The sequence below is a fragment of the Cobetia sp. 3AK genome, from assembly GCF_029846335.1.
Taxonomy (GTDB): Bacteria; Pseudomonadota; Gammaproteobacteria; order Pseudomonadales; family Halomonadaceae; genus Cobetia; species Cobetia marina.
Genome location: NZ_JARWKR010000011.1, coordinates 1 through 12732, shown reverse-complemented (window position 1 = coordinate 12732; position 12732 = coordinate 1). Strand labels below are relative to the sequence as shown.

General features: G+C 64.9%; 12 protein-coding genes. 11 read left to right on the top strand and 1 reads right to left on the bottom strand.

Features of this window, described 5'->3' with window-relative positions; all coding sequences use genetic code 11:
* Position 1 precedes the first annotated feature (1 nt).
* Complete coding sequence (locus QD228_RS14480; RefSeq protein ID WP_077372803.1) at positions 2–355, top strand: TusE/DsrC/DsvC family sulfur relay protein; 354 nt, start codon at positions 2–4, stop codon at positions 353–355.
* A gap of 210 nt (positions 356–565) precedes the next feature.
* Positions 566–1294, top strand: coding sequence for a YebC/PmpR family DNA-binding transcriptional regulator (locus QD228_RS14475; RefSeq protein ID WP_077372806.1), 729 nt, complete (start codon positions 566–568; stop codon positions 1292–1294).
* 223 nt (positions 1295–1517) lie between these two features.
* Here the strand turns inward: QD228_RS14475 and QD228_RS14470 are convergent, their stop codons facing one another.
* Positions 1518–2204, bottom strand: coding sequence for a DUF4396 domain-containing protein (locus QD228_RS14470; RefSeq protein WP_279875952.1), 687 nt, complete (start codon positions 2202–2204; stop codon positions 1518–1520).
* 339 nt (positions 2205–2543) lie between these two features.
* Here QD228_RS14470 and QD228_RS14465 point away from each other — a divergent pair, with 339 nt between their 5' ends.
* The 9 genes from QD228_RS14465 to QD228_RS14425 all read left to right on the top strand — a co-directional run bounded on the left by QD228_RS14465 (position 2544) and on the right by QD228_RS14425 (position 12718).
* Positions 2544–3173: a RimK/LysX family protein gene (locus QD228_RS14465; protein ID WP_279875951.1), complete on the top strand. Its 630-nt coding sequence runs from the start codon at positions 2544–2546 to the stop codon at positions 3171–3173.
* Positions 3174–3249: 76 nt separating this feature from the next.
* The gene (locus tag QD228_RS14460; RefSeq protein ID WP_176493049.1) at positions 3250–3633 is read left to right on the top strand and encodes a DCC1-like thiol-disulfide oxidoreductase family protein; all 384 of its coding nucleotides are present in this window, start codon (positions 3250–3252) and stop codon (positions 3631–3633) included.
* A gap of 129 nt (positions 3634–3762) precedes the next feature.
* Complete coding sequence (gene fhuF, locus QD228_RS14455; RefSeq protein ID WP_279875950.1) at positions 3763–4629, top strand: siderophore-iron reductase FhuF; 867 nt, start codon at positions 3763–3765, stop codon at positions 4627–4629.
* A 286-nt stretch (positions 4630–4915) separates the two neighbouring features.
* Positions 4916–6106: a 23S rRNA (adenine(1618)-N(6))-methyltransferase RlmF gene (gene rlmF, locus QD228_RS14450; protein ID WP_279875949.1), complete on the top strand. Its 1191-nt coding sequence runs from the start codon at positions 4916–4918 to the stop codon at positions 6104–6106.
* A 253-nt stretch (positions 6107–6359) separates the two neighbouring features.
* Positions 6360–7331, top strand: a complete 972-nt coding sequence (locus QD228_RS14445) for a glycosyltransferase family 2 protein (protein ID WP_279875948.1) — start codon at positions 6360–6362, stop codon at positions 7329–7331.
* Positions 7331–7804, top strand: a complete 474-nt coding sequence (locus QD228_RS14440) for a lipid-A-disaccharide synthase N-terminal domain-containing protein (protein ID WP_279875947.1) — start codon at positions 7331–7333, stop codon at positions 7802–7804. The genes QD228_RS14445 and QD228_RS14440 overlap by 1 nt, the downstream gene beginning before the upstream one ends.
* Complete coding sequence (locus tag QD228_RS14435) at positions 7801–9594, top strand: glycosyltransferase family 39 protein (protein WP_279875946.1); 1794 nt, start codon at positions 7801–7803, stop codon at positions 9592–9594. The genes QD228_RS14440 and QD228_RS14435 overlap by 4 nt, the downstream gene beginning before the upstream one ends.
* Entirely contained in the window at positions 9591–11546 is a 1956-nt protein-coding gene (locus QD228_RS14430; RefSeq protein ID WP_279875945.1) for a hypothetical protein, read from the top strand. Before QD228_RS14435 ends, QD228_RS14430 begins: the two co-directional genes overlap by 4 nt.
* Complete coding sequence (locus QD228_RS14425) at positions 11543–12718, top strand: NAD-dependent epimerase/dehydratase family protein (RefSeq protein ID WP_347882135.1); 1176 nt, start codon at positions 11543–11545, stop codon at positions 12716–12718. The genes QD228_RS14430 and QD228_RS14425 overlap by 4 nt, the downstream gene beginning before the upstream one ends.
* Positions 12719–12732: the final 14 nt, after the last annotated feature.

The window sequence follows — 12732 nt, the reverse complement described above, 5'->3', positions numbered from 1 at the left end:
AATGGCCAGCAGTGAAACGGTACGTACGCTTTCTCTCGACGGACGTGAGATCGGTCTGGATGCCGAGGGGTATCTGGTGGATCTCGAGGACTGGAGCCCTGCGCTGGCCGAGCGGCTGGCGGCGGAAGAAGGCCGTGAGTTGACTCCCGAACACTGGGAGGTCATCGAGGTATTGCGGGATTTCTATCAGCGTTTCTCGCTTTCCCCGGCCATGCGGCCGCTGACCAAGGCGATGACCCAGCGCTTCGGGCCGGAAAAGGGGCGCTCGCTGCATCTGATGCGCCTGTTTCCTGACAGTCCTCCCAAGGTGGGCGCGCGCCTGGCAGGACTGCCCAAGCCGACCAACTGCCTGTGAGGCAGTGCCTTGACGCGCCGACAATCGCGCCGGGCACATGCACACAACCCTCAAGTCCGCGCCGAGCAGGGCGGCGCGATGGCGACGCAGAGCGCGGTCTGCGTTACTATTCCCTGCAGCAATGCATCGCGGCCAGGTGGCGGCGGTGCATCAGGTCCCGCGACACGATCGCAAGGGCATTTGAATTCAGGCGGACAAGAGTCGACTTGCATGGGAAGAGCATTCCAGAACCGTAAAGAGTCAATGGCGCGTACTTCACTCAACAAGGCGCGCGTATATTCACGCTACGGACGCGAGATCTACGTCTCGGCCAAGAGCGGTGGTGTCGACCCCAACGGTAACCTGAGCCTGCGTCGTCTGATCGAGAAGGCCAAGAAGGATCAGGTGCCGACTCACGTCATCGACAAGGCCATCGACAAGGCCAAGGGCGCCGGCGGTGAAGATTTCGCGCTGGCCCGCTATGAAGGTTTCGGTCCGGGCAATGTCATGGTCATCGTCGATTGCCTGACCGACAACAACAACCGTACCTTCGGTGAAGTGCGTACCTGCTTCAACAAGGGCAAGGGCAAGCTGGGCGCCCAGGGGTCGGTCTCGCACATGTTCGATCACCGCGCCATCCTGTCCTTCAAGGGTGCGGAAGACGACGAGGAGAAGGTGCTCGAGGCACTGATGGAAGCTGACGTCGATGTCAGCGACATCGAGCTGGATGACGGCATCATCACCGTGTTGACGCCGACCACCGAGCACTTCAAGGCCAAGGGCGCACTGACCGATCTCTTCGGGGAAGACCTTGATTTCGAAGTCGACGAGATCAGCTTCATCCCGCAGATCCACACCGAGGTCAGCGGTGACGACGCCGAGCTGCTCAACAAGATGCTCGAGATGCTGGACGATTGCGAAGACGTGCAGCAGGTCCATCACAATGGCGAGTTCGTCTGATCGAGCTGTGCATCAAGGCAGGTCCCGTGGCATGAGCCATTGAGACGATAGCCCGCAAGGCCCCGCCGGTTTCCCCGGCGGGGCCTTTTCATGTCTGCTCTTTCAAGAAGGCGGTACGTTCAAGGAAGCGGTACGTTCAAGAAAGCGAGGCGAGATCGTCGCAAGAGCAGCACGAGGAAAGCGTGAGGGCAGTGCAGACCAAGCCACCATCACGGCGACTGGCTCAGCAGTGCGCGTGATGCTGGGCATGCGGGTCCGTCTCGCGTGGGTCGGCCATGCCTCCCTTGATGCCACGCTTCACCAGCCAGACATTGACGGGCCAGGCGGCGAGCAGGCCAAGGCTCAGCGAGATGACCATCGAATTCCAGAACAGGGCGTCATGCATGCCTGATCTGCCTCCCAGCCACAGGTCGACCGAGATGGCCACCAGCTCCATGACGAAGATCGAGGCGGTCTCGCTTCTGAACGCATCCTGGATGACCTTGCGCTTGTCATCGCTGCCGGCCTGAAGCATCGGGCCGACGGTCAGCAGGAAGCCGAACAGGTAGGCGAAGAAGAAGGTGATGATCGCCGTCGCGAAGTTGCCCAGTGCCAGCAGACCCACCGCCAGCACAACCCCCACGAACTCCCCGAGTCCACAGCCCGAATAGCAGTGCGCGACGCTTCTCAGTCCCTTGCGTGCATCACGGTTGTCCGCGATCTGGCGGCGCCCGGCAAAGCGATAGACGAGAAGGCCCACTATTCCGGAGTACAGCGTGGTCAGCCCCCAGACCCACTTCATCATCGGCGCCAGATGGGCATTGCTGGTCGTCAGGTCACGCAGGACCCAGACCAGTGACGGCAGCATGAGCAGTAACCAGCCGAGAAACAGGCTCCAGTCGGAAAGTAGATCACGTAGCGCGGATTGCATGGGACCTCCTGTCGTATCGGGCATTCTGATGGGATGGCGCGATGGCCCGGCACCGGTGTTCCTGCAGTGATGACATGGCGCTGATCTCAGCAAGGCGATCTCAGCAAGGCGATCTCAGCAAGGCGACCTCAGCGAGGCGATCTCAGCGGGGCAATGTCCGGGCACTCAGTGATACCTGATGGACAAGGCGCGCGAGATCAAGGGAGCACAAGCGCAACGTAGCGGCGCGATGACATGTCATGTGGTGCTCTCATGGCTTGTTAACCTTGGTGCAAACCTCCATGGTGAAAGATGTTGGACGTTGCGCTGGCAATGTCGCCACCTTTATCCGGAGTCACGATGTCGAGACACGCTACTACCCTTCTTTCACGTTCTCTTTCACGCTCTCTTTCACGCGTCACCCGTCAATTTGCCGGGGCTGCCGGGCTCGGGCTGATCGCCTCGCTGGCATTGCCAACGGCGGCTCAGGCCGAGGAGGACAAGGTCTTCGGCTGGGTGGAGAAGGCGACCATCGAGCCCTGGGGCGTGCTGGTCAAGGCCAAGCTGGACAGCGGCGCGCTGACGTCCTCGATGCACGCCGAGAATATCGAGACGTTCACGCGTGACGACGAGGAATGGGTGCGCTTTGACGTGGAGGTCGAGGATGAGGCCAGCGGCGACATGGTCGAGAATTCCTTCGAGCGCCCGCTCTATCGTGACCTGACCGTCTCCGGTGCCGGCGGACGTGATACGCGCCCGGTGGTCCTGATGACCCTGTGCATGGGGGGCGAACGTTACGAGGAGCAGTTCAGTCTGCGGGATCGTGATGGCATGAATTACCCGGTACTGCTGGGGCGTCGCACCATCCAGAGCCTGGGCGTGCTCGACGTGCGCAAGACCTTCCAGACCACGCCGGACTGTGGCGAGGATGCGCCGCTGCATCGCTATGAAGACAAGCAGTATTCCGAGCGGATCGGCGCGGCTTCCTGAGCCGTGTCCCTGCGCCAGCTCTGATCAGCAGCCCTGATGGCCAGACGCTGACATTCATCCCCCGGAGAGCCAGAGCATGTCGGATTCCGCCCGGCCGCCGTCTCGAGCGGCCCTCAAGGTCTACTACGATGCACGCTGTCCCGTATGTCGGCGTGAGCGTGCACGCTATGAGCGACTGTCGCGCCACGATGCTGGCGTCGAGTGGTGGGATGCGACGGAGCATGCCGAGCGTCTCGCCGCGCGGGGCATTCCCCTGCAGCGCGCGCTGCTGTCATTGCATGTCGAGACGGCCGATGAGCGGATCTGCGATGGCATGCCGGCGTACCGTCTGCTGCTGGCCCGTCTCCCCGGCCTTGCCTGGCTGGGGTGGTTGATCACTCGTCCGCTGGTCGAGCCGACCTTGACCCGTCTCTATGATGCCTGGGTCAGGCGTCGGCTATGCCGGGATGGCAGGCTCTGACGGGCGGCAGGCTTGGCGAGAGAGGGAAGACACGCCTGTGGTCCATCACGCTTTTTTGATATGCAAATGCTAATAGTTTTCGTTAGTATGTGAGGCACCGTCCGTCTCCTCATGTCTGCGAGCCTACCGATGATCGACGCGCTTTCCCCGCTCTTTGCCGGTCCGATGGTTGCCTATCGGGACCTGATCACTTCCAGCGCTCAGGCGCAGGCAGGTGGCGAGTCATCGCTGGACCGTGTCGTGCCGGCACGTGATGTGCTCAGCCCCGGCTGGCTTTCGGCCTGCATCGCCGCACATGGCATGCAGTACGAGGGGCAGCAGGGCGCGGAGGCACCGGATGAGCGGGCACTGCTTTCCCAGTGGTCCAAGTACCTGTTGTCCTCGATGGTATCGCTGCCACTGGCGGCCAATCTGCTGCTCGACCATCAACTGCCGCTGGAGCTGCGCCATCTCTCGCTGCGCCTTGGCGAGCATGGTGTGGTCACCCAGCTGATACTCGATGACGCGGCAGGTCAGGGCGTCAGCCTCACGGCAGATATCGCGGCGGCAGAGGAGGAGGCGCGGCTGCAGGTGCGCTTCCAGGGCTATCTGGCGCATCTCGAGGCCGTCATTGAGCGCCTCGTGCCGCATACCCCGCTGGGTCCCAAGGTCTTCTGGAGCAACGCGGCACATTACTTCGTGTACATCGTCGGCATGCTGGAGGAGCAGGGGTGGGTCGCGCAGGCCGCGCCGGCACGCCAGCTGATGGCGACCAGGGTGCTGGCGGACGGGCGGCGCAATCCGCTGTATCAGCCGGTCAGCGAGGTGATGGACCGCCATGGCGAACGGCATGTGCCCCGCAAGGTATGCTGCGTGCGTTACCGTATCGAATGCCTTGGCTATTGCAGCAATTGCCCGCTGGCCATCGAGCGTCCCACGGCACGTCGTGCCCAGGCGCGCCGAGTCGACCAGCGTGCCAACGCGCGTGGGGCACTGATCGGCAGTGACCTTGGTTGAGCGGTGACCCTGGTTGAGCCGTGACCTTGATTGAGCAGTGACCCTGGTTGAGCAAAGCCCCTGGCTGAGCCGCGTCTCGTCTGGCGGGCCCTCGCTTATCGCACTTGTGGCTCTCGCAGCTCTCGCGGCTCCCGCCGGATGGTGGTGAATTCTCACCGTGAACGTCCTCCCATGGGCGTTTTCCAAGCACAGGACGTCTGCGGTGGGCAAAGTTGCCCGAGGGTAGCCGCCTGTCACTGCGCCCTCTGGTAAGATGGCGGGCCCCGTCATTGCCTGGTATGTCGTCATGTCCTCCTCTTCGCGCCGCCCACGCGGTGCTTCCCCGTCCAAGTCCGATGCCTCTTCCCGACACGATTCGCCCGCCAGGCGGCAGCCGGCCTCCCGAGGGAAGCCCGCCACCTCCAGCGCGGCGCCCGTCAAGGTGATGCCGGCCCGCAAGGGAGAGCTGCACCCGCGCAATCCCCATCGGGGGCGTTATGACATGTCGGCGCTGACTCGGGTCAGCCCGGAACTGGCGGCCTTTCTCATCACGACACCGGGCGGCAACGCCTCGATCGATTTCTCGGACCCGCTGGCCGTCAAGGCCCTCAATCGCGCCTTGCTCCGTCATCACTACGGGGTGAGCGACTGGGACATTCCCGCGGGCTATCTGTGTCCGCCGATTCCCGGCCGGGCCGACTATCTGCACTATCTGGCGGACCTGCTGGTCGAGGCCAACGGGCGGGGGCAGTTGCCCCCGGGGGAGCGAGTCAGGGCGCTGGATGTCGGTGTCGGTGCGAATGTCATCTATCCGTTGCTGGCCAATCGCAGCTTCGGCTGGCAGATGGTCGGCAGTGACATCAGCGCCACGGCGCTGGAATCGGCCCACCGCAACGTGATGGCCAATGCGGTGCTGCGTGGTCAGATCGAGCTGCGTCTGCAACGGGATCGGCGCGCCCTCTTCGCCGGGCTCTGGGGGCAGGCGGAACGCTTCGATCTGGTGCTGTGCAATCCACCATTCCATGCCAGCGAAGCTGATATGGCGCGTGAGGCGCAGCGCAAATGGCGGGGGCTGGACAAGTCGCGACAGCAGCGCGGCAATGCCTCGCGCAAGGGCAGGACTCGCCAGGAGCGGGCTGGTGACGACAGGTCCAGGGTCGACAGGTCTCGCCGACACAGCGCCCAGTCGGCACCCGCGCTGAATTTCGCAGGTCAGGCGGCCGAACTCTGGTGCCCGGGAGGAGAGGAAGCCTTCGTGACGCGCATGGTCAGCGAGAGTCGTGATGTGGCGTCGCGCTGTCTGTGGTTCAGCTCGCTGGTGGCGCATGCCAGCAGTCTGCCGGGGATCAAGCAGGCATTGGCGGCAAGCGGTGCCAGCGAGGTGCGGGTGATCGAGATGTCCCAGGGACAGAAGATCAGTCGCTGTGTGGTCTGGTCATTCTTGACGCCCGCCGAGCGCCGGCAGTGGGGGCGGGACCACTGGCAGAATCACGACTGACCTTGACGCCGGCTCTCGCCGAGGCCTTTGCAGCACCGTCTCCGGCAGCATCATGGACCCTTGAGGAAGCCCTCGTCGCCCCGCGCGACGGGGGCTTTCTGCATTGGCGGGTGTCATCTGAGCCTCACTTAATGCTGTCTTAATGGTTCGCGCGCAGTCTCTGCTGCAACGCGCGGCCTGCCTGCCCAGATTAACAGGGGCACCGGCAACTGGCCGTCATGTCCTCCGCCCCATCCTCGCCAGGAGCCGTGCCATGCCGTCCTCAATCGCAATGCCCACCCCCAGCTCACCGCATGTGTCAGCGCAGGAGGATTCCTCGAGCGAGGGAATTTCGGTGCTGATACCCGGGCGTGATGAGCGAGACAACCTGCCGAAGCTGATCGCCGAGGTGCATGCGGCACTCGCCGGTCGGCGTTACGAGATCATCGTGGTCGATGATGGCTCCAGCGATGACAGCTGGCGCTGGCTCACGCAGGCAGCCCTGGAAGATTCGCGGCTGCGTCCCTATCACCATGACACCAGTTTCGGGCAGAGCACCTCTTTGTGGCAGGCCGCACGCCTGGCGCGTGGCGAATGGCTGGCGACTCTGGATGGTGATGGCCAGAACGACCCGGCAGACCTGCCGGACATGCTGTCACTGGCCAGTCTCGAGGGACTGGACATGGTGGCGGGGCATCGCACCGAACGCCGCGATGACGCCGTCAAGCGCGTGTCCTCCCGACTGGCCAATGCCATCCGCCAGGCGCTGCTGCATGACGATACGCCGGATACCGGCTGCGGCATCAAGGTCATACGTCGTGACGTCTTCCTGCGTCTGCCGTATTTCGATCACATGCACCGTTTCCTGCCTGCGCTGGTGCGGGCCCAGGGCGGCAAGGTGCAGTCCTTGCCGGTACGCCATCGTGAGCGTGTCGCCGGGGTTTCCAAGTACGGCTTCTTCGATCGATTGTGGGTCGGCATCAGCGACATCATCGGCGTGATGTGGCTGGTGCGTCGCTCGCGCCTGCCCTCGCCGCTGCAGAATCTCTCCGGCAATGCCGTCAGTGAGACGCTGTCGCCGCTGGAGGACGCGCTCCATCCCGCATGCAGAAGCCGTGATGTATCGGAAGTCGGCGAACATGCCGCCAGAGACATGTCGGGGATCGATACCGGCAGGGCGACTGGGGCGGTCGATCTCTCTGGCATCGCCACACCTCACGCCGGCGTGGCGCGGGGAGCACACTGATGGATGTCAATCCGTGGTGGGTGGCCCTCGGCTTCGGTGGTCAGGCGCTGTTCTCGGCGCGCTTCATCATCCAGTGGCTGGCCAGCGAGAAGGCGCGTCGTTCCATCGTGCCGCGCGCCTTCTGGTGGTTCTCGCTGGCAGGCGGCATGACCTTGCTGGCGTATGCCATCCATCGCCAGGACCCGGTGTTCATCGCCGGCCAGGGGGCCGGACTCCTCATCTATCTGCGCAACCTGAGCCTGATCAAGCGGGACCGCGCGTCACGCCAGCAGGCGGCCAGTGACGATGCACCGAGCGTCGAGAAGCCCACCGCTTCCTCAAAGGCCCGCGAGCCGGAGGGCTCACCCCTCGCGGCCGGCGACAGTCGGCTGCGGGCCGAACACGCTCGACTCGCGGAGGAGAATGCCCGACTCACCCATGAGGTGGCGCGACTCGAGGCACGAAGTGCTCGGCACAAGGCATCGTGCGCATGACGACGATGCTTCAAGCCCGTCTCTATCAACGCCTCGCCCGTCACCCCTGGTGGAGCCTTGCGCTGCTGTATCTGCTGGTGTCGGCCATCGGGCTCGGCATGCGCATGCCCTGGCCGGCGGATGAGCCACGCTTCGCGCTCAACGGTCTCGAGATGTGGGTCACCGGCCACTGGTGGCTGCCGCATCGCGGGGGAGAGCTGTATCCCGACAAGCCGCCGATCTTCATGTGGCTCAGTGGCCTGGCCACCGGCGTGAGTGGCGACATTCGCATCGGCTTCGCCTTGCCGTCGCTGGTCGCCGGGGTGGTGACGCTGGCGCTGAGCGTGGATCTGATCCGTCGCCTGCACGGGAAGCGCGTCGCCTTCATCGCCGGCCTGTGGCTGATCGCCACGCTGCAGTTCGTGCTGCAGGCACGTACCGCGCAGATCGACATGCTGGTCACCGCCTTCATCATGCTCGGCTGCTGGGGGCTGCTGCGCCATGCACTGCTCGATGATGGTGTGCGCTACTTCCATCTTGGCTGTTTCGCGATGGGACTGGGCATCATCACCAAGGGAGTCGGCTTCCTGCCGCTCCTGATGTTGCCGTTCTGGCTGCTGGCCATGCGCCGAGCGTCGCGCTGGCGCAGTGGTGGCCAGCGTGCCGGTCAGCTGTCCTGGCGTGAGCTGTTGATCGGGCTCTGCTGGTTGCTGGCAGCACCACTGGTCTGGGTCGGGCCGATGCTGGTGATGTCGCTGCTCTCTGCCGACCCGGAGCTGGCAGCCTATCGCGACAACCTCCTGCTCAAGCAGACCGCCGAGCGCTACGCCGACAGCTGGCACCACCTCAAGCCCTGGCACTACTTCCTGACCCAGGTGATTCCCTGGGCGTGGATGCCGCTGCTGTTGACGCTGCCCTGGTGGCCGAAGGCACTCGCCACCCGCTTGTGGCGTCGTGATCTACGCGTCTGGCTGCCGTTGAGCGGTGCGGTCTTGATCGTGGTGTTCTTCTCGCTGTCCCCCGGCAAGCGGGGCGTCTACCTCCTGCCGGCGCTGCCGCTGCTGGTGGTCGGCCTGGCGCCCTTGTTGCCCGGCCTGTCCAGAAAGCGGCATGTCGCCTGGCTGGCCTTCGCGCTGTGCGCGGGACTTGCCGGCATCTTTCTGGGCGCGGCACTGCTGGGGGCCGCTGGACTTCCGGCATTGACGAGGCTTGCCGAGCAGGAAGGCCTGGTGCCCTGGGGATGGTGGGGGCTTCTGGGAGGGGCTGGCGTGGCGCTGTGCGCGGGGTGGAAACCGCGCGGTGGCCTGCTCGCGCTGGGCAGCTGGCTGGTGGTCTTCTGGGTCCTGTGGGGGACCTGGGGCGCGCGACTGATGGACCCGGTGCGCAATCCGGCGGCACTGATGGCTCAGGTCGCCGAGCAAAGTGATCACCAGGCGCTGGCGATCCCTGACTTCCGGGAGCAGTACCTCCTGCAGGCGCGCCAGCCGCTATGGCACTTCGGCTACAAGACGTCGGAGGCGGACCAGTTCTCGCGGCTGTATGCCTGGCTGCAAGCGGCGCCGCAGCATCGCTGGGCCCTGATGACTCCCAGGATGCTCAAGCGGCATGCCTGCCTGGAGGCAACGCAGGCCATCACGCTGAGTGAACCGGATGAACATTGGGCCCTGCTACCCGGAGGAGCGGCGCTGGCGTGTCGCGGCGATGCCGATGCCGCGCCGATGTATCTGGCGCCGACCTCGGTCTCCGAGGAGGCGGCGCGGTTGATCGGTCTCCCCGGGCGCCATGACGTGATGACGGAGGCCCGCCCATGAAACGTCAGACACCCCGCTCACGTGTGATCAAGCGCAGCGAGACGGAGCCCGCCACCCGGGCTGGCCGCTGGCGCAAGGCGATGGCGCTGGCCGAAAGCGCCGTCAGCTCAGGGGCCAACCTGTGTGCCAGCGAGCGGCTGTGCTGGGCACTGTGGCTGACTTTGCTGATGGCAGGAGCGCTGGCGCGACCCTATCTGCCCATCGATGAAACCCGCTATGTCTCGGTGGCGTGGGAGATGTGGCATTCCGGTCACTGGTTCGTCTCGAGCATGAATGGCGCTCCCTACGCGGACAAGCCGGTGCTGTTGTTCTGGTTGATCCACGCTGGCTGGGCGGTCTTCGGGGTCAATGAAGTCTGGCCGAAAGTGCTGATGCCGCTGGTCAGTCTGCTGGGGATCTGGCAGCTGGGACGTGTCGCTCGCACCCTGTGGCCGGTGGCCGCGGGGGAGGGCGATGAATGGCAGGTGCGTGAGCAGTGGGTCTCTCTGACCCGCTGGACGCTCGCCGGTTGCCTGATGTGGATGCTCTACAGCCAGGCCTTGATGTTCGATGTACTGCTGACCACCTGTCTGCTGGGGGCGCTGCGGCCCTGGTGTTCGCCGCTGGGGGCTCAGCCCTTGCCTTGGAAGGCGGTGGCGGAGAGTGGGCTGTGGCTGGGACTTGCCCTGCTGGCCAAGGGGCCGGTGGCGCTATTGTGGTTTGCTGTGGTGGTCGGCTCGCGCCCCTGGTGGACTCAGGCGAAGGCCCACCAGGTCTGGGCCGGCGAGTGGCGCGGCTGGGGAATGAGTCTGCTGCTGGGGCTCGTGGTGCTGTGCGTGTGGTTGCTGCCCGCCGTCATCACCGGGCCGGCCAGCTACGTGGAGGACCTGCTGTGGGGGCAGACGGCGCATCGGGTAGTCTCCGCGCAGGATCATGCGCGGCCACTGTGGTGGTATCTGCCATGGCTTGTGGTGTTGATCTTCCCGTTCAGCCTGCGCCCGCGTCTGCTGCTGGAAGGCTTTCTGGCCTCGATTGCCCAGCGGCCGACGGCCGAGCAGCCATTGCTGAGGCTGGGACGCGTCTGGGCGCTGAGTGGCCTGCTGATCTTCTCGCTCATCTCCGGCAAGCAGGTGCATTACCTGATGCCGCTGCTGGTGCCGCTGAGCCTGTTGCTGGCCTGGGCGGCGCTTCGTCAGCCACCGGCTCATGGGGCGCTGCGGTTGCTGGCGATGACAAGCGGTGGATTGGGCGTTGCCAGTCTGGCACTGGCGGTCATCGTGATGCCGTCACTGGCGCCGACAGGCCTTGCACGATGGTCGGCGGACTCTGCACTGGTGGCCTCAAACAGTGCCAGCCTGTCGAGTTTCCTGGCTGGCGCGGGCTTGCTGGCATTGATGTCAGGCCTGTGGCCGTCCAGCGCGACGTCTGGGGCAATCAGTGCGCGTCAGGTGTCGGGTGTGCAGACCCGCCACGACGGCGTCCTGAATGCGCAGCGCCGTCTGGTGCTGGGCAGCGTATTGCTGGTGACCTGTCTGTTGAGCCTGACATTGCGCCCGCTGTGGCCGCATCTGGATCAGACCGCCATCGCGCAATGGATCAATGGCCGACAGCAGGCTGGCCAGCAGGTGGCTGTCGTCGGCTGGGACTATCAAGCGACCTGGCAATTCACCGGCCGTCTGACCCGGCCACTGGAGACGCTCACGCGGGATGCGGGGTCGCTTAGCGCCTGGCAGGCGGCGCATCCGGATGGCTGGCTGGTGATCGAGGCGGAGAAGTGTCTGCGTCTGCCAGGCACGCAAGGCCCGCTGGCCGGCATGCGCGACTGGTGTCAGGCGGCAGCGGATGGCAAGGCGGATACCTCACGGATCTTCCATCAGGGACGCCATCGAGTGATGACGATTCCCGCAGCGGCGTTGGGCGGCTTGCCGTCCGCGTCATCAAAGCGGGACATGTCCGCGCAGGAGAGACAATGAGCATGAAGATTCTGGTCACGGGAGCCGCAGGCTTCATCGGCGCCGCGCTGTGCGAGCGCCTTTTGCAGGAAGGCATGCAGGTCGTCGGACTCGACAACCTCAATCCCTATTATCCGCTGGCGCTGAAGAGGCATCGTCTGGCGCGCCTCGAGATGCTGGCCAGCCAGTGTGCGGGAGAGTGCGGCGATGGCCGCCGGCCGGGCAGTTTCCGCTTCGTGCCGCTGGATCTGGTCGAGCGCGAGGCGTTGCTCGCCTTGATGAAGGACGAGGGCTTCGAGGTGGTCGTCAACCTGGCCGCCCAGGCCGGGGTGCGGCATTCCATCAGCCAGCCCTTCGATTACGTCGACAGCAATCTGGTCGGCTTCGTCAACCTTCTCGAGGCGTGCCGTGCCGCGCGTCCGAGTCATCTGCTCTACGCCTCCAGCAGCTCCGTCTACGGGGATGACGCCGCTCAGCCTCTGCAGGAAGCCCAGGTAGGGGAGCGGCCGCTGTCGCTGTATGCCGCCACCAAGCGAGCCAATGAGCTGATGGCCTACAGTTACTCGCACCTCTATGGCATGCCGGTGACGGGGCTGCGTTTCTTCACCGTCTATGGCGCGCGCGGCCGACCGGACATGGCGCCGCTGCGATTCGCGCGCAAGCTGCTGGCCGGTGAGGTGATCGATGTCTACAACCGGGGGCAGATGGCACGTGACTTCACCCATGTCAGTGACATCGTGGAGGGCATCTTGCGTCTCATACCGCTGCCACCCGCTCAGGTGTCCAGCGCGGCACCGTCACGGGTGCTCAATCTCGGCCGTGGCGAGCCCATCGCGCTGGGAGACTTCATCAACGGACTGGAAGCGGCGCTGTGCATCACGGCCCGCAGACGTCTGCTGCCGATGCAGCCGGGCGATGTCGAGCGCACCTGGGCTGACACCTCGGCACTCCAGGCGCTGACCGGATTTCGGCCCACGGTCAGTCTTGCCACGGGGCTTGAGGAGCTGGCCGAGTGGGCGCGGCACTATCCGTCGCTGCTGAGCGAGACGCAGGATGAGCGAGAGCACGAGGCGTCGGAAGCCGCGAGGGGACTGACGGCGCAGCACTTGAGCACCTTGCGCGGCATGACGAGCATCAGACCGCCGGCATCGGCGGGGCTGGCCTTCAGTGCAGAAGCGCCCTTCAAGGCTTGACGGGTTTCCAACGC